The following is a 15,572-nucleotide window of genomic DNA, read 5'->3' as shown; positions in this document are numbered from 1 at the left end:
CTGTTTCTTCATGATCGCTCATGATCGTCTAAACTTGGGGATAATAAAACAAGCTCAAAGAGTTAAGTGCGCTCGTGATCGCTAGTGACGTCGCGTGACGCCGCCAAGCTACGGCCGCCCTTCCCCCGCCGTATTCGCCGTGTTAACCGGATGGCCTGCGAGCGGCGGTATCCCCTGTAGAATGTCCAGCAAGCCCGATTCGCTGTTGAAGCCGCGCGAGAAGATGGTTCGAACCTTTACCCTTACAAGACTTGCCCTGCCAGGTCTTGCGGCGCTTCTGGCCGCCACCGCATTGACGGTTGCGACGCCCGCGCAGGCGCAGATCGGCACGATCTTCTCCGACCCGCCGCCGCGGCCGCCGGGTTCGATTCCGCGTGGTCAGCCGCAGCCTCAGATCCCCGATGACGACGAAGAGGTCCCCGAGCTGCCGCCGCAGGGCCGCGTGCTGCCGTCGCGCCCGATGGCGCCGCCGCCGGGCCGGCAAGGTAACGTGATGCCGGGGCCGGTCGAGTCCCAGCCCCTGGCGCCGCCGCCGGGCTCAACCGTCGCTCCGCCGAACCAGCCGCCGCCGTCCGTGGCGGTCGCTCCGCCCAATCCGCAAGCCGCCCCGGGTGCGCCCGGTCAGCGCCAGCCCCAGCAGAAGGGCGGGCCGGGCGGCACTGTCCCGCAGACCCCGGCTAGCCTCCAGCCGGGCGACGAGGTCGTGACCGAGCCGCCGGCCCAGAAGATCGTGAACAAGAAGGCGACCTTCTCCGGCCTCGACAAGATCACCGGGCGCATCATCAATTTCGACGAGGACATCGGCGAGACCGTCCAGTTCGGCGCGCTGCGGGTCAAGACCGACGCCTGCTACACGCGGCCGGCGACGGAGGCCACCAATACCGACGCCTTCGTCGAGGTCGACGAGATCACCTTGCAGGGCGAGGTGAAGCGCATCTTCTCGGGCTGGATGTATGCGGCAAGCCCCGGCCTGCACGGCGTCGAGCATCCGATCTACGACATCTGGCTCACCGACTGCAAAGAGCCGCAGCAGACCATTGCAACCGCGGCGCCCGATCCGGCCGCGGCAAAGCCGCCGGCTCCGCCGCCCGCGCAGAAGAAGGCGGCGCCACCCAAGCAGGCCGTGCAGCAGCGCCCGCCGCAGCCCTTGCCGCCGATCCAGCAGCAGCAGCCGGCGCCGCCACCCCCGCCGCCGCCGGAGCAGCGGCCGGGCCTGTTCGGTATCCCGGGGTTTGGGCGTTAGACCAAATCCCCGGGTTCGGGCGCTAGGCCCCATCACCGATTATGGCCGGGAGGCGACGATGTCGAGCGCGCGCGCGCCCGGGATCGCGTCACCGGCTGACAGCCTCAGGAAATCGCCGGGGTCGCCGGCGAGGGCCTTGTCGAGCAGTGCGGTGTAGCGCCGACGCGAAATCTCGACCGCGCCAAAACTCTTCAAGTGCTCGGTGACGTATTGCGTGTCGAGCAGCTCGAAGCCGCCATGGATCAGCCGCGCGACCAGATGCACCAGCGCGACCTTCGAGGCATCGCGCGCGGTGTGAAACATGCTCTCGCCGAAGAAGGCGCGTCCGAGGCTCACGCCGTAGAGCCCGCCGACGAGGTCGTCGCCCTGCCAGGCCTCGACGCTGTGGCAATGGCCGAGCTCGTAGAGGCCGCCATAGAGGTCGCGGATCCGCTTGTTGATCCAGGTGTCCTCGCGTCCCGCTTGCGGCGCCGCGCAGCCGGCGATCGTTGCCTTGAACGCGGTGTTGACGGTGACGCGAAAGGCGTCCGTACGGACGGTGCGCGCGAGCCGCGAGGCCACGCGAAATCCCTCGAGCGGGATCACGCCGCGCAATTCCGGCTCGACCCAGAACAGTGTCGGATCGTCGGCGCTCTCGGCCATCGGAAAAATGCCGCAGGCATAGGCACGCAACAGCACGGCCGGCGTGATTTCAGACGAAGCGGAGTCGCGCGAAGTCATGGCGCAACAATAGCAGGATCGTGGAGGTGTTGCGAAGGGGGCGAGGGTCAGCCTGCGGCGGCGTTGTTGGTCTTGTCGGGGGCCGCGGGCGTGCGGCGGAACCTCAGCATGACGCGAGTTCCGGAATGGGCGGGGTCGCGCTCGACGGTGGCGTCGAGCTTGGTGGCCATCGCCGCGACGATGCGCTGGCCCATGCCGGTCGAGCGTGGATCCGCCTTGACCTTGTCGCCGACGCCGTTGTCGGTGATCGCCAGCAGCAGATCCTCGCCCTGCGAGGTCAGCTCGACATGGATGGGGCCGGCGCCGTCGGGATAGGCGTATTTCACCGCGTTCATCACCAGCTCGTTGACGATGATGCCGACGGCGACGGCGCGGTCCGGATCGATCTCGATCGGCTCGGCCTTCACCGTCAGCCGCGACATCCGGTTGCCTTCGGCCGAGCGCCTGAGATCCTCGAGCAGCGAATCCAGATACTGGTTGAGCACCACGCTCTTCAGGTCCTGCGAGGTGTAGAGCCGGCGGTGCACCTGCGCGACCGCGGCGACGCGGCCCATCGCGTTGGTCAGCGCCGCCTTGACCTCTTCCTGGCCTGCGGAGTTCGCCTGGAGATGCAGCAGCGAGGCGATGATCTGGAGCGAGTTGCCGACGCGGTGATTGACCTCGCGCAGCAGCAGCTCACGTTCGGCAGCGAGCGCGGCGTAGCGGTCGCGCGATGCGTGGATCTCGGCCTCGGCTTCCTCGCGCGCCTTCTGCAATTCGGCCTGGCGTAGCGCGCCGTCGGCGGCGACGTGGAGCAGGGGGATGAAGTCGCCCTTGACGTCCTTGACGAGATAATCGGCCGCGCCCGCCTTCAGCGCGGTGACCGCGATGCTGGAATCCTGCGATGCGGTGACGAACACCACGGGCGGAGCGCCTGCGATCGCCATGATCTGCTCGAGCGTCTCCAGCCCGTCGAGGCCGGGCATGTACTGGTCGAGCGCCACGACGTCGATGCAGCCGTCGGCGCTGTTTTGGGTCCCCGCGCGACGGATACGCTCCAGGCCTTCCTCGCCGCTCGCGGCATGAATGACCTTGTAGCCGCGCCGCGTCAGGCCGCGCTCGACCAGGCGGGCCAGCGCCGCGTCGTCGTCGATGTAGAGCAGTGTAGGCGGGTGCTGGTTCATGAGGCGGCGGGCGGGACCTGGATGACCGAGAAGAACAGGCCGAGCTGCCGGATGGCATTGGCGAAATTCTCGTAGTTCACGGGCTTGGTGATGTAGACGTTGCAGCCGAGCTCGTAGCAGCGCTTGATTTCCTGGCTGTCGTCGGTGGTGGTCAGCACCACCACGGGCGAGGCCTTCAGATATTTGTTCTCCTTGATCTGCTTCAGGATGTCGATCCCGGTCATGTCGGGGAGATTGAGATCGAGCAGGATCAGGAGCGCATTGCCCTTCTGCACGAGCCCGCTGCCGTCGGCGCCGAACAGGTGCTTCATCGCGTCCGTGCCGTTGGCGAAGGGAATGATCTCGTTGTTGACGCCGGATCGGCGGATGTTGCGCTCGATCAGCCGGGCGTGGCCCTCGTCGTCCTCGATCATGATGATGGTGACGGGTTGAGTCATTGGTCGGCGTTCCGGTTGCTCGTGTTCCAGGTGATGGGCAGCGTGATGGTGAAGGTGCTGCCGGTATTCAGTTCCGATGATACCGACATGGTACCGCCGAGGCGGCGCACAAGTGCACGCACATGCGCAAGACCGATGCCCTGACCAGGCTTGTCCTGGGTTCCCGCCCGGCGAAACAGGTCGAAAATCCGCTGGTGATCTTTCGGATCGATCCCGCGGCCGTTATCGCTGATCTCGAAGATAGCGTAGCCAAGCTTGGTGCGCCCGCGGATTCTGATCTCGCCGGGGGCGCCGGCCTTGAGATATTTGATGGCATTGTCGATCAGATTGGAGAAGATCTGCTCCAGCGCAAGGCGGTCGCTGACGAGATCCGGCAGCGGCGCGACATGGATCTCGGCCTGCGCTTCGGCGGACTGATGCGCCAGCGTCGAGACGATGGCTTCGATCAACTCGCGGGTGTCGATCTTTTCGGGCACGAATTCGCGCCGGCCCTCGCGGGTGAGGTTGAGGATCGCCGAGATCAGGCGGTCCATCTTGGCGATCGACGACTTGATGAAGCCGAGCGCTTCGGAAAAATCCGTTGAAAGCTGCTTGTCGGGGCCTTCGAGCGTGACCTCGCCGTCAGCTAGCGGCGGGCCATCGGCCGGGACATGGGTAAGGCCGCCGATACGGCGGAAAATGTCGCCGCTGAGCTCTTCGAGTTCGCTGGTGAAGCCCATGATGTTGACGAGTGGCGAACGAAGGTCGTGGCTGACGATATAGGCAAAGCGCTGAATCTCGTTGTTGGCCTCGCGCAGGTCTGCCGTGCGTTCGTCGACCACGGTCTCGAGGTTGGCGTAGGCGTCGCGCAGGCGCGTCTCGGCCTCGTCGCGGGCCAGCACCGAGCGCCGCACCAGCCAGATCGAGATCAGGGTCAGCAGCACCACGAGGCCCGAACCGATGCCGGTCATCGAGGCCGCCAGCGTCTGGCTGCGGTCGGAATTGGCCGATCGGAGCCGGAACAGACGCTCCTCCTCCTGGATCATGGAGACGGCGACTTTGCTGATCTCGGCCGTGGTGTCGGTGGAGGCGGCCTCGCGGACCTGCGCTATGGCCTTGTCCGGCCGATTCTGGCCGATGAAGTCCAACTCCTGCTTGAATTGCCCCAGCCGGATTTCGATCGCCGCGCTCAGCTTCTCGATGTTGCCGCGTTGGTCCGGATTATCGCGGGTCAGGCGCGTGAGCTTGTCGAGGGCAGGTATGATCGCTGCCACGGCTTTCTCATGGTCGGCCTTGAAATCCGCCCCTTGGGTCAGGAGATAGCCGCGGGCGGCGCTCTCGGCACGCCGGATTTCCAGCAGCAGAGCGTTGATCTGGTTCTCCGCCTCGATGGTGTGGATCACCCATTTGCTATCGTCTCTGGCCTTGTTGACCAGGTAGACGGAGCCGGCGCTGATCACGGTCAACACCAGAAGACCCGCCGAGAACAGCAGGATCTGCCACATGGAGCGCCGTCGTTGCGCTTCAGTCGTCACGACGGTCTCGCTTCGTCACGTCAACGGAACTCAAAAGGCCCCCTCGGAACTGTCCCCGTCCAGAACGCGATGGGGGCCAAAGGGTTCCACGGGAGGAGAGGGGTCACCCCGCGACCGGTTCCTTGCCCGCGAGGTACTGTTCCAGCCAGTGGATGTGATAGTCGCCGTTGATGATGTCGTCCTGGCGCACCAGGTCGCGGAACAGCGGCAGCGTCGTCTCGATACCCTCGACCACCATCTCGTCCAGTGCCCGGCGCAGCCGCATCAGGCATTCGGCGCGGGTCTTGCCGTGGACGATGAGCTTGCCGACGAGGGAGTCGTAATAGGGCGGGATGGTGTAGCCCTGATAGACCGCGGAATCGATGCGCACGCCGAGCCCGCCGGGCTGGTGATATTGCGTGATGCGGCCCGGCGAGGGACGGAAGCTCTGCGGGTTCTCGGCGTTGATACGGCACTCGATCGCGTGGCCGATGATCTGAATCTCGCTTTGCTTGGCCGGCAGATCGCCGCCGGCAGCGATGCGGATCTGCTCCAGCACGAGGTCGATGTCGGTGATGCTCTCGGTGACGGGATGCTCGACCTGGATGCGGGTATTCATCTCGATGAAGTAGAACTCGCCGTCCTCGAACAGGAATTCGATGGTGCCGACGCCGAGATATTTCATCTCGCGCATCGCCTTGGCGCAGGTTTCGCCGATCTTGGCGCGTGCAGCGGCGGCAAGGACGGGCGAGGGACCTTCCTCCCAGACCTTCTGGTGGCGGCGCTGCAGCGAGCAATCGCGCTCGCCGAGATGGATCGCGCCGCCGCGGCCGTCACCGAGGATCTGGATCTCGATGTGGCGCGGCTTCTGGAGGTATTTTTCGAGATAGACGGACGCGTCACCGAAGGCGGACTTGGCCTCGTTGGCTGCCGTCGACAGCGCCACCTGGAGGTCGGCCTCGCTCTGCGCGACCTTCATGCCGCGGCCGCCGCCGCCGGCGGCTGCCTTGACCAGCACGGGGAAGCCGATCTTCCTGGCGATCGCCATCGCGTCGTCCTCGGGGCCGACCGCGCCGTCCGAGCCGGGCACCACGGGAATGCCGAGCTTCCTGGCCGTCTTCTTGGCCTCGATCTTGTCGCCCATCAGGCGGATGTGCTCGGCCTTGGGGCCGATGAAATGCAGATTGTGCTCGCCAAGGATTTCGGCGAAGCGCGCGTTCTCGGAGAGGAAGCCGTAGCCGGGATGCACGGCATCCGCGCCGGTGATCTCGCAGGCCGCGAGCAGCGCGGGCACGTTGAGATAGCTGTCCTTGGACGGCGGCGGCCCGATGCAGACGCTCTCGTCCGACAGGCGCACATGCATGGCGTCGGCATCGGCAGTGGAGTGCACGGCGACGGTCGCGATCCCGAGCTCCTTGCAGGCGCGCAGGATGCGAAGGGCGATCTCGCCGCGATTGGCTATGAGGATCTTGTCGAACATGGTGTCCTTAAGGGACTGGCGCGCGGGAGGCGGCTAGGGCGGCTGACCGCCCACGACCATTACTCTATGATGACGAGCGGCTCGCCGTACTCGACCGGCTGGCCGTCTTCGACCAGAATCTGCGTCACCGTGCCGGCGCGCGGCGAGGGGATCTGGTTCATGGTCTTCATGGCTTCGATGATCAGCAGCGTCTGGCCGACCGAGACCTTGCTGCCGACCTCGATGAACGGCTTGGCGCCGGGCTCCGGCGCCCAATAGGCGGTGCCGACCATCGGCGAGATCACCGCGCCCGGATGCTTCGACAGGTCGGCCGCGGCTGGCGCGGCGGCAGCTGCGGCCGCCGGCAGGACGGCGGGACCGGCCGCCATCTGCATCGGCATGGTGGCGGCTACGCTGATGTTGCGGGCGACGCGCAGGCGAAGGCCGGCCCGTTCGATCTCGATCTCGGTGAGGCTGGTCTCATCGAGCAGAAGTGCGAGCTCGCGGACGAGCGCGGAATCCTCGCTGGAAAACTTTACGGCTGCTTTGTCGTCTGGCTGGCGCGCCATGTTCTGATCCGAATGTTCTGTGTGAAGAGGGAGCGTCAGGCTTTGGGCTTGATGCCGAGCTTGGCGGCAAGGCCCTGGATCGCGAGGCGGTAGCCCTCGATGCCGAAACCGCAGAGCGAGGCGAAGGCCGCGCGCGCGGTGTAGGAATGGTGACGGAAGCTCTCGCGGGCGTGGATGTTGGTCACGTGCACTTCGACGGTCGGGATCTGCACCGCGAGCAGCGCGTCGTGCAGCGCGATCGAGGTGTGCGAATAGCCGCCGGCATTGATGATGATGCCCTTCATCTTGCGGGCATGCGCCTCGTGGATGAAGTCGATCAACTCGCCTTCGCGGTTGGACTGCCGGCAGTCGGCCTTGAGGCCGTACGCCGCCGCCGCTTCGCGGCACAGCGTTTCGACGTCGGCCAGCGTCGCGTGGCCATACTTCTCGGGCTCGCGCGTCCCCAACATGTTGAGGTTCGGCCCGTTGAGAACGAGGATCGTGTCGGTTGCTGGTTCGGCCATTCCAATCCCGCAAGAGGTGCTTCGGCGTGGCGGGGGTTATAGGTAACAAAGCGCCCTAGGGGAAGCCTTGAAGGACCTCCCAGGGGGCTTCAAACAGCTCATCCGGGGTGCAAAAACCTGTGCGGAAGCTACGGAAATTGCTTGTTAACCAGTTCTAATCGTGGCTGCCGGGCGGGATAGGCAGGGGAGGCCGCCCAATAGGCCAAAAGCCCCTGCCGATCTCTCGGCAAGGGCTTATCGGGCGTCAGCCAAGCGGCTTAGCCTTCGATGATGTACACGATCTCGCGCGTCTGCGGACGGACGATGATGTACTGTCCGCGGACGTAGATCACGTCATAGCCGCGCCACTCCGGATAGATTTCCACGATCCGGGGCGGCAGCGGATGGAAGCGAACGGATGCCGGGATCGCGGCGCCGACCGAGATGTTGAAGTTGACGTTCGTGGTCTCTTCGATCTTGGTCGACTTGATCGCCGTTGAGATCTCGGTCCGCTTCTCGGCAGGCGGTGCCGCAGCGGTCGCAGGCGCGGCGCCGGTCGTGGTCTGAGACTTGGTGTCGGCAGCCTTGCTGTCCGCGCCCTTGGTCTGGGCGTTCATGTTGCCGCTCTTGGTGTCAGTCTCGGTGCTCTTGGACTTGTCCATCTGGGACTTGTCCATCGTGCTCTTGGACTTGTCCTGCGCGCCCTGGGCGTGCTCACCCTTCGTCGCGCCGGCCTTCTCGTCAGCCGCGTTCTTGTTCATCGTGCCGGATTTTTCCATCCCGCCTGACTTTTCCATCGCACCGGATTTCTCCGTCGCGCCAGACGACTTCTCCTCGGCTGCTCCGCCGGGCTTCATGGCGCCGCCAGCCTGGCCGACGGTGCCCCTCTCGGGAGCGGCTTCCTTGCCCATCGCGCCACGTTCAGCTGCGCCACCGGCGGGTTGCGAATGTTGCGTCGGCTGCGCGCCGGCCCCGCCACCGCTATCGCGGTTCATGGTGCCCTGTGCGTTCGCCAGCCCGGTGCCTGCGACGAGCGCGAGCGCGGCGACCGAGATCATAAAGCGGTTAGACATCAAATTTCTCCTCACGTGTTTCTTTGCGTCATTGCCCGCGCCACCAACGAAAGGAGATTTGAGTTGTTCCGGAACATCGGCGGTTCCGGGGTATTTGTTTCTTAAACGCGAGATGAATGCGCGCGCCGGATTCGCGCCAGAATTCGCGCAAAGCTGCGGTCAACGAAAAAGGCCGGCTGTTCAGCCGGCCTCGTCGCATGCGCAGATTGTGAAATGCGGGATCAGCAGGTCGCCTTGTTAGCAAGTCGCCTTGCCGCAACGGGCAACGCCGATCTTTTCCTTCAGGCCTTCGAGGCCGACGGCGCCGATCACGATCTGCTTGCCGATCACGTAGCTCGGCGTGCCGTTCATGCCCATCGCTTCGGCGAGCTTGAAATTCTCCTCGATGGTGGCGCGCACCTCGGGGCTGCCGATGTCCTTCTCGATCTTCGCGGTATCGAGGCCGGCTTCCTTGGCCGCCTGCAGCGCGCGCGCCTTGTCGGCGGCGCCACGGCCGCCGAGCAGCTTCTGGTGGAAGTCGAGATACTTCTTGCCGGTGGGATCCTGCATGCGCACGGCGACCGCGACCTGCGCCGCTTCGACCGAGCCCTGGCTCAGCACCGGAAACTCCTTCAGCACGACCTTCAGCTTCGGATCGGCCTTCATGAGGTCGAGCATGTCGCCCATCGCGCGCTTGCAGTAGCCGCAATTGTAATCGAAGAACTCGACGAAGGTGACATCGCCGTCCTTGTTGCCGAGCACGACCTGGCGCGGCGAGTTGAAGATCGCATCGGAGTTCTGCGCGATGCTGGCTTCATGCTTCTGCGTTTCGGCCGCGGCCTGGCGCTTGGTGAGTTCGGTCATCGCTTCCTCGAGCACCTCGGGATGGGTGACGAGATAATTCTTGATGATCGCCTCGATGTCGGTGCGCTGGGCATCCGAGAAGCTGTCGGCCGACGCGGGAACGGCTGCGCCGAACATGGCGAGCGCGAACAGCGCGGGAGCAAGCAGGCGCAGCGAAGGCATAGGCAAATCCTCTTATCGAAAGCTGGTTTCGGAAAACGTCCCGGCGGACTTAAGCTCGGTGTCGTGACGTCGTGGTGTCAGGCGTCGTCTTGGTCGCGTTAGTTGCGCGGCGGCTTGGCCGCCACGATGTCGTCGGCCTTGACCCATCCGGGCGTGCCGACGGCGAAACGGGTTTTCGCGCGCGTGGCGAGTTCGCGGGCGGTCTTGTTGTCGCCGCGCAGATAAGCGGCCTGCGCCGACGCCAGATCCGCCTCGGCATAATCGCCCTTCCGGCCATAGGCCATCGCGAGCTGCATATAGCCGAGCGCGGCCTCCGGTTCCCGTGCCACAGCGGCCCGGAGAATCCGAACAGCATCATCGGTGTAGGCCTTATTATCCGATCCAACCAGAGCCTGCCCAAGTAACATCTCGATGAGGGGGGCGTTGTTGGACAGCTGCACCGCCTTGCGCAGGGCAGGGATCGCTTCGGCCGGCTTGCCGCCCTCCAGCAGGGCCTGGCCGCGCACCTCGTAGAAATACGGGTTGTTCGGCTGGACCTGGATCAGCGCGTCGATCTGGGCCAGGGCGCTGCGTAAATCGCCGTGCAGATAGGTGCTGATGGCGCGGGCATAGCGCGCCGGCATGCTGTCGTTCGTCTGGGGATAGCGGCGGTAGACCGTCTCCGGCCGCTCCATGAACGCGGAAATCTTGGCGCGCGCCATGTCGTGGCGGAGCTGGAGCGCGGGATCGTCCTTCTTGTCCCAATAGGGGCTGGAACTGGCGAATTCCTGAAGCGATGCGACACGCTCGGCGGGCATCGGATGCGACTGGAGATAGGGATCGGCGCCGCGGGACGCGAACAGGCTCTCGCTGGTGAAGCGCTTGAAGGTCTCGTACATGCCCTTCGGCGACTGCTGGGTCGCGGTCAGGAATTTCACGCCGGCGCGGTCGGCGTTCTCCTCCTGCTGGCGCTGATAGGACAGCAGCGTGCGGCGGATCATCTCCTGCGGTCCAGCGATGGCGGCGGCACCGGCATTGGCGAGGCCGTTGTTGCCGGCGCTGTTGCTGCCTCGGGTGCTGCCCACGGCAATCGCGCCGGCCCCGAGCAGCATGGCGATGATCATCTGGGTCTGTGCGTTGGCGAGCTGTTCGCGCAGCTTGGACAGATGGCCGCCGGCCAGATGCCCGGTCTCGTGCGCGAGCACGCCGATGATCTGGTTCGGCGTCTCCGACTGCATGATCGCGCCGTAATTGACAAAGATGCGGCGGCCGTCCGCGACGAACGCGTTGAACGAGCTTTCGTTGATGATCACCATCTGGATGTTCTGCTTTTCCAGACCGGCAACGCGCAGGATCGGGCGCGTGTATTCGCGCAGCAGCTGCTCGGTCTCGGTGTCGCGCAGGATCGGCGGCCCCTTGGCCTGCGCATGCGCGGCCGGCGTCGGCAACAGCGCGATCGCCGCTGCAGTGACGAGGGCGGTGAGGGTGGAGGCCTTCTTGCGCAATGCGATCTGGAGCAACATCAGGCGGTCTGGGTCAAACGGTCTTGATCAAGCAGTTTCGTGATTGGTTTTTGGCGATTGGCGGCGGACCGGATACGAGATATGCCCTTATGAGCCGTACAATGCGGCCAGTCTGGGGCGCAAGCGCCCCGTTTCCCGGACCAAACCGACCGGTTCGCCAGCGAAATAGCAGAATTCGATGCACGATGCGACATTGAGGAACCGGGTGGGGCAGTGGCTCGAGCCCTCCCGCCGCAGCGATGTTCCCCCGTTCATGGTGATGGACGTCATGGCCGCCGCGGCCCGAATCGAGGCGGCAGGCGGCCATGTCATCCACATGGAGGTCGGCCAGCCCGCAACCGGCGCCCCAAAGACCGCGATCGCGGCCGCCCATGCGGCGCTCGAGGCGGGGCGGATCGATTACACCTCCGCGCTCGGCATCCCCTCATTGCGCGAACGCATCGCGCGCCACTATCGGGATGCCTATGGCTGTGATGTCAGCCCCGAGCGGATCGTGGTGACGACAGGCTCCTCCGGCGGCTTCATCCTGGCCTTCCTGTCGATGTTCACGCCCGGCGACCGCGTCGCCGTGACGGTGCCGGGCTATCCGCCCTACCGTCACATCCTCACCGCGCTCGGTTGCGAGCCGGTGCTGATCGAGACCACCAATGACACGCGCCACGCGCTGACCGGCGAGGCGCTGCTGGCGGCGCATCGCAAGGCGCCGCTGAAGGGCGTGCTGGTCGGCAGCCCGGCCAATCCGACCGGGACGATGATGTCCCGCGAGGCGCTCGCAGGTCTGATCGCTGCGGCAGAAGACGCCGGCATCCGCTTCATCTCCGACGAGATCTATCACGGGCTCGACTACGCGTTTCCGGCGGCGACGGCGGCGGCGCTGTCGGAGCACGCACTCGTGATCAACTCGTTCTCGAAATATTTTTGCATGACGGGCTGGCGCGTCGGCTGGATGGTCGTGCCCGAGATCCTGGTGCGGCCGATCGAGCGGCTGCAGCAGAACCTGTCGATCTCGGTGCCTTCGCTGTCGCAGATCGCGGCCGAGGCCGCCTTCGACGGCGCGGCCGAGATGGAGGAGATCAAGCACGGCTATCAGGAAAACCGGCGCATCCTGATCGAGGGATTGCCCAAGGCGGGCCTCAGCAGGTTCCTGCCTGCCGACGGCGCCTTCTATCTCTACGCCGACGTCTCGGACTTCACCTCGGACAGTTTCGAGTTCGCCAAGCAGATGCTGGAGCAGGCGCACGTTGCGGCCACGCCGGGTCTCGATTTCGATCCCATCCATGGTCGTTCGTTCATACGGCTTTCCTATGCGCGTTCGGCAGCGGAGATGCGGGAGGCAGTTGACCGGATCGCTCACTGGCTTAAATAGCCGCCAGTTTTCGACAGCCGTCTCGACACCAGCCCTGCGGAGTTCAACTTTGTCTGACCGTTCCCTCCCGTCCGTCGCCACGCCGCATTCTCCTCTCGCCGCATTGATGTGGCCGGCCCGTCCGGGTGAAACCGTCGGCGCACTTCGCGCCGTCGTGCTGATTGCGCTCGGCACCGCCTTGATGGCGCTATCAGCCAAGGTGAATCTGCCGCTGCCTTACGTGCCCATGACCCTGCAGACGCTGGTCGTGCTGATGATCGGCGCCGCCTATGGCTGGCGCCTTGGCAGCGCAACCATGATCGCCTACCTCGCCGAAGGCGCGATGGGGCTGCCGGTGTTCGCCGGTCCGGTCGGTGGAATTGCACCGCTGCTCGGCCCGACTGCCGGCTATCTGTATGGCTTCGTGCTGGCTGCCTTCATCACCGGCTGGCTGGCCGAGCGCGGCTGGGATCGCAATGTCGCGCTGCTGTTTGGAGCAATGGCGCTCGCCCATGTCGTGATTTTCATCGCCGGCTTCGGCTGGCTGGCCTACGTCATCGGCCTTGGCGCAACCAAGGCCTGGGCGGTCGGCGTCGCGCCGTTCATTGCGGCATCGGTGGTCAAGAACGCGCTGGGCGCCGCGCTGATGCCGGCGGCCCGCCGGATCGTCGATCGACGCGGGTAAAGCGCACCGTTCCGAGCAGTTCCGATTGACAGAGCCGGCCAAGTTGATCTTGGCTGGCTCTGAGTTTGAGGGGGAGTGAAACAATGACGACGACAACGATGGCGGGGGCGCCGGTCGCGCCGGCCGCCGCCAAGCCTTGGTACAAGGTTCTCTACGTCCAGGTGCTGATCGCCATCGTGCTCGGCGCCTTGGTCGGCTGGCTGTGGCCGTCGCTCGCCACCAACGAGTGGATCAAGGCGATGGGCGACGGCTTCATCAAGCTGATCAAGATGGTGATTGCGCCGATCATCTTCTGCACCGTGGTCTCCGGCATCGCGCATATCCAGGACGCCAAGAAGGTCGGCCGCATCGGCGTCAAGGCGCTGGTCTATTTCGAAGTCGTCTCGACCTTCGCGCTGGTGATCGGACTCATCATCGGCAACCTGGTGAAGCCGGGTGCGGGCTTCGGCAGCGCCGCCGCCAACGCGCAGGCCGTCGCCAACTACGCCAAGCAGGCCGAGGGCCAGAGGTCGGTCGACTTCATCCTGCACATCATCCCCGACACCGTGGTCGGCGCCTTCGCGCAAGGCGAGATCCTGCAGGTGTTGCTGTTCTCGGTGCTGTTCGGCTTCGCCATCATGGGCCTCGGCGAGCGCGGCCATACCATCCGCAGCTTCATCGATGACGCCGCGCATGCGGTGTTCGGAGTCATCTCCATCGTGATGCGCGCGGCGCCGATCGGCGCCTTCGGCGCAATGGCCTACACCATCGGCAAGTTCGGCACCGGGGCGATCCTCAACCTGGTCGGCCTGATCGCGACGTTCTACGTCACCGCGGCGCTGTTCGTGTTCGTCGTGCTCGGAACCATCGCGCGCCTCGCCGGCTTCTCCATCTTCAAGTTCCTGGCCTACATCAAGGACGAGCTGCTGATCGTGCTCGGTACCTCGTCCTCGGAAAGCGCGTTGCCGTCCTTGATGGAGAAGCTCGAGCGCCTCGGCTGCTCGAAGTCGGTGGTCGGTCTCGTGGTGCCCACGGGCTATTCGTTCAATCTCGACGGCACCAACATCTACATGACGCTGGCGACGCTGTTCATCGCGCAGGCGCTTGGCTTCGATCTCTCCTTCGGCCAGCAGCTCACCATCCTGGTGGTGGCGATGCTGACCTCGAAGGGTGCCTCCGGCATCACCGGCGCGGGCTTCATCACGCTGGCCGCGACGCTCGCCGTGGTCGATCCGCGCCTCGTGCCGGGCATGGCGATCGTGCTCGGAATCGACAAGTTCATGAGCGAGTGCCGCGCGCTGACCAACCTCTGTGGCAACGGCGTGGCCTGCGTGATCGTCGCCTGGTGGGAAGGTGAGCTCGACCGCGACAAGCTCAACGCCAACCTCGCCAGGCAGATCGATCCGACCGACCTGGAAACGGCCGTCACGACGGACTGATCTGCAAGCGGAATCTGACGGCGCGGGCGGCGCCGTCAGACCTCGAAATAATGGGGCTGGTCGAGATCGTCGATCAGCCCTTTTTCTTTCGGCGCCCAGCTGAGCGAAGCGCGCGTCTTGGTGCTTGAGGTCGGAACGTCGATGCCGGCGAACTGTGCGAACCAGCCGAAATGCGCGGCCGCTTCCTCGGACGATTTGGACACGACGGGGACGCCGAGCCGTCGGCCGATCACCTCTGCAATCGCCTTGAACGGCACGCCTTCCTCGGCGATCGCATGATAGCGTCGCGCGGTCGCGCCTTGCTCCAGCGCGAGACGATAGACGCGCGCGGCGTCGAGGCGGTGCGCGGCCGGCCAGCGGTTTTGGCCTTCGCCGATATAGGCAGCGGCACCTTTCTCCCGGGCGAGCGCGATCAGGCGCGGCACGAAGCCGTGGTCGCCCTCACCGTGGGTCGTGGGCGGCAGCCGCACGATGCCGGTGCGGACGCCGCGCTCTGCGAGGTCTTCGGCAGTGGCTTCCGAGACGCGCGGAAAGTGGCGGGCCGCCGCATCGTCTTCGGTCGCGAGCCGTCCGGGCGCCAGCAGCGCTACACCGGATGTGACGATGAGAGGGCGGTCGGAGCCTTTGAGCTCCTCACCGAGCGCCAGGATCGCGCGGCGGTCGAGCTCGCAATTGTCGGCGAATTTCGAGAAGTCGTGGTTGAAGCCGAGATGCAGCACACCGTCCGAAGCGGCGGCGCCGCCGCGTAAGGAGGCATGATCCTCCAGCGACCCACGATGGACCTCGGCGCCCATCGCGGTGAGCGCTGCGGCGCCGGCATCGGAGCGGGCGAGGCCGAGTACGCTATGGCCGGCGGCCATCAGGTCTCGAACGACGGCGGAACCGACGAAGCCGGTGGCACCGGTAACGAAAACACGCATGCGAAATCTCCTGGTGTTGGTGGAGAGAACCATCTGCGCTACAGTTATCCGGGTAAAG

Annotated in this window: 15 protein-coding genes; 4 read left to right on the top strand and 11 right to left on the bottom strand. The window is 65.3% G+C overall.

Annotated features, from left to right (window positions below):
* Positions 1 to 181 precede the first annotated feature (181 nt).
* Entirely contained in the window at positions 182 to 1,243 is a 1,062-nt protein-coding gene (locus AB7G19_RS23950; protein WP_354123636.1) for a DUF2155 domain-containing protein, read from the top strand.
* Between the two features lie 39 nt (positions 1,244 to 1,282).
* Here AB7G19_RS23950 and aat read toward each other — a convergent pair whose 3' ends face one another.
* The 10 genes from aat to AB7G19_RS23900 all read right to left on the bottom strand — a co-directional run bounded on the left by aat (position 1,283) and on the right by AB7G19_RS23900 (position 11,146).
* Positions 1,283 to 1,963: a leucyl/phenylalanyl-tRNA--protein transferase gene (gene aat, locus AB7G19_RS23945; RefSeq protein WP_166096386.1), complete on the bottom strand. Its 681-nt coding sequence runs from the start codon at positions 1,961 to 1,963 to the stop codon at positions 1,283 to 1,285.
* 47 nt (positions 1,964 to 2,010) lie between these two features.
* Positions 2,011 to 3,126 carry a sensor histidine kinase gene (locus AB7G19_RS23940; protein ID WP_208071663.1) on the bottom strand — a complete coding sequence of 372 codons (1,116 nt, stop codon included), beginning with the start codon at positions 3,124 to 3,126 and terminating at the stop codon, positions 2,011 to 2,013.
* The gene (locus tag AB7G19_RS23935; RefSeq protein ID WP_166096387.1) at positions 3,123 to 3,563 is read right to left on the bottom strand and encodes a response regulator; all 441 of its coding nucleotides are present in this window, start codon (positions 3,561 to 3,563) and stop codon (positions 3,123 to 3,125) included. Before AB7G19_RS23935 ends, AB7G19_RS23940 begins: the two co-directional genes overlap by 4 nt.
* On the bottom strand, positions 3,560 to 5,077 hold the full coding sequence (locus AB7G19_RS23930) for a sensor histidine kinase (protein WP_166096388.1): 1,518 nt from the start codon (positions 5,075 to 5,077) through the stop codon (positions 3,560 to 3,562). The genes AB7G19_RS23935 and AB7G19_RS23930 overlap by 4 nt, the downstream gene beginning before the upstream one ends.
* A gap of 103 nt (positions 5,078 to 5,180) precedes the next feature.
* Complete coding sequence (accC, locus tag AB7G19_RS23925; RefSeq protein ID WP_354123637.1) at positions 5,181 to 6,536, bottom strand: acetyl-CoA carboxylase biotin carboxylase subunit; 1,356 nt, start codon at positions 6,534 to 6,536, stop codon at positions 5,181 to 5,183.
* A gap of 59 nt (positions 6,537 to 6,595) precedes the next feature.
* Complete coding sequence (gene accB / locus AB7G19_RS23920) at positions 6,596 to 7,084, bottom strand: acetyl-CoA carboxylase biotin carboxyl carrier protein (protein ID WP_063983552.1); 489 nt, start codon at positions 7,082 to 7,084, stop codon at positions 6,596 to 6,598.
* A gap of 35 nt (positions 7,085 to 7,119) precedes the next feature.
* Positions 7,120 to 7,587 (bottom strand): type II 3-dehydroquinate dehydratase, encoded by a 468-nt coding sequence (aroQ, locus tag AB7G19_RS23915; RefSeq protein ID WP_135213477.1) that lies wholly within the window; start codon positions 7,585 to 7,587, stop codon positions 7,120 to 7,122.
* Positions 7,588 to 7,844: 257 nt separating this feature from the next.
* Complete coding sequence (locus tag AB7G19_RS23910; protein WP_063983551.1) at positions 7,845 to 8,639, bottom strand: DUF1236 domain-containing protein; 795 nt, start codon at positions 8,637 to 8,639, stop codon at positions 7,845 to 7,847.
* 237 nt (positions 8,640 to 8,876) lie between these two features.
* The gene (locus AB7G19_RS23905; protein WP_135213478.1) at positions 8,877 to 9,644 is read right to left on the bottom strand and encodes a DsbA family protein; all 768 of its coding nucleotides are present in this window, start codon (positions 9,642 to 9,644) and stop codon (positions 8,877 to 8,879) included.
* A 98-nt stretch (positions 9,645 to 9,742) separates the two neighbouring features.
* Positions 9,743 to 11,146: a M48 family metalloprotease gene (locus AB7G19_RS23900; protein ID WP_071914367.1), complete on the bottom strand. Its 1,404-nt coding sequence runs from the start codon at positions 11,144 to 11,146 to the stop codon at positions 9,743 to 9,745.
* Between the two features lie 178 nt (positions 11,147 to 11,324).
* Between AB7G19_RS23900 and AB7G19_RS23895 the strand changes: the two genes are divergently transcribed.
* The 3 genes from AB7G19_RS23895 to AB7G19_RS23885 all read left to right on the top strand — a co-directional run bounded on the left by AB7G19_RS23895 (position 11,325) and on the right by AB7G19_RS23885 (position 14,594).
* Positions 11,325 to 12,512: a pyridoxal phosphate-dependent aminotransferase gene (locus AB7G19_RS23895; protein ID WP_354123638.1), complete on the top strand. Its 1,188-nt coding sequence runs from the start codon at positions 11,325 to 11,327 to the stop codon at positions 12,510 to 12,512.
* Positions 12,513 to 12,618: 106 nt separating this feature from the next.
* Positions 12,619 to 13,176 carry a biotin transporter BioY gene (locus AB7G19_RS23890; protein ID WP_354123666.1) on the top strand — a complete coding sequence of 186 codons (558 nt, stop codon included), beginning with the start codon at positions 12,619 to 12,621 and terminating at the stop codon, positions 13,174 to 13,176.
* 83 nt (positions 13,177 to 13,259) lie between these two features.
* Positions 13,260 to 14,594 (top strand): dicarboxylate/amino acid:cation symporter, encoded by a 1,335-nt coding sequence (locus AB7G19_RS23885; protein WP_208086594.1) that lies wholly within the window; start codon positions 13,260 to 13,262, stop codon positions 14,592 to 14,594.
* A 35-nt stretch (positions 14,595 to 14,629) separates the two neighbouring features.
* Here the strand turns inward: AB7G19_RS23885 and AB7G19_RS23880 are convergent, their stop codons facing one another.
* Positions 14,630 to 15,514 (bottom strand): SDR family oxidoreductase, encoded by an 885-nt coding sequence (locus tag AB7G19_RS23880; protein ID WP_354123639.1) that lies wholly within the window; start codon positions 15,512 to 15,514, stop codon positions 14,630 to 14,632.
* Positions 15,515 to 15,572 lie beyond the last annotated feature (58 nt).

It is taken from the genome of Bradyrhizobium sp. 215_C5_N1_1, from assembly GCF_052075935.1.
GTDB classification, from domain to species: domain Bacteria; phylum Pseudomonadota; class Alphaproteobacteria; order Rhizobiales; family Xanthobacteraceae; genus Bradyrhizobium; species Bradyrhizobium barranii.
This window is presented reverse-complemented; position numbering and strand designations above follow the sequence as displayed.

Coding starts and splice junctions, on each gene's coding strand:
- AB7G19_RS23950 (WP_354123636.1), top strand. CDS start 182: ATGTCCAGCAAGCCCGATTCGCTGTTGAAGCCGCGCGAGAAGATGGTT.
- aat (WP_166096386.1), bottom strand. CDS start 1,963: ATGACTTCGCGCGACTCCGCTTCGTCTGAAATCACGCCGGCCGTGCTG.
- AB7G19_RS23940 (WP_208071663.1), bottom strand. CDS start 3,126: ATGAACCAGCACCCGCCTACACTGCTCTACATCGACGACGACGCGGCG.
- AB7G19_RS23935 (WP_166096387.1), bottom strand. CDS start 3,563: ATGACTCAACCCGTCACCATCATCATGATCGAGGACGACGAGGGCCAC.
- accC (WP_354123637.1), bottom strand. CDS start 6,536: ATGTTCGACAAGATCCTCATAGCCAATCGCGGCGAGATCGCCCTTCGC.
- accB (WP_063983552.1), bottom strand. CDS start 7,084: ATGGCGCGCCAGCCAGACGACAAAGCAGCCGTAAAGTTTTCCAGCGAG.
- aroQ (WP_135213477.1), bottom strand. CDS start 7,587: ATGGCCGAACCAGCAACCGACACGATCCTCGTTCTCAACGGGCCGAAC.
- AB7G19_RS23910 (WP_063983551.1), bottom strand. CDS start 8,639: ATGTCTAACCGCTTTATGATCTCGGTCGCCGCGCTCGCGCTCGTCGCA.
- AB7G19_RS23905 (WP_135213478.1), bottom strand. CDS start 9,644: ATGCCTTCGCTGCGCCTGCTTGCTCCCGCGCTGTTCGCGCTCGCCATG.
- AB7G19_RS23900 (WP_071914367.1), bottom strand. CDS start 11,146: ATGTTGCTCCAGATCGCATTGCGCAAGAAGGCCTCCACCCTCACCGCC.
- AB7G19_RS23895 (WP_354123638.1), top strand. CDS start 11,325: ATGCACGATGCGACATTGAGGAACCGGGTGGGGCAGTGGCTCGAGCCC.
- AB7G19_RS23890 (WP_354123666.1), top strand. CDS start 12,619: ATGTGGCCGGCCCGTCCGGGTGAAACCGTCGGCGCACTTCGCGCCGTC.
- AB7G19_RS23885 (WP_208086594.1), top strand. CDS start 13,260: ATGACGACGACAACGATGGCGGGGGCGCCGGTCGCGCCGGCCGCCGCC.
- AB7G19_RS23880 (WP_354123639.1), bottom strand. CDS start 15,514: ATGCGTGTTTTCGTTACCGGTGCCACCGGCTTCGTCGGTTCCGCCGTC.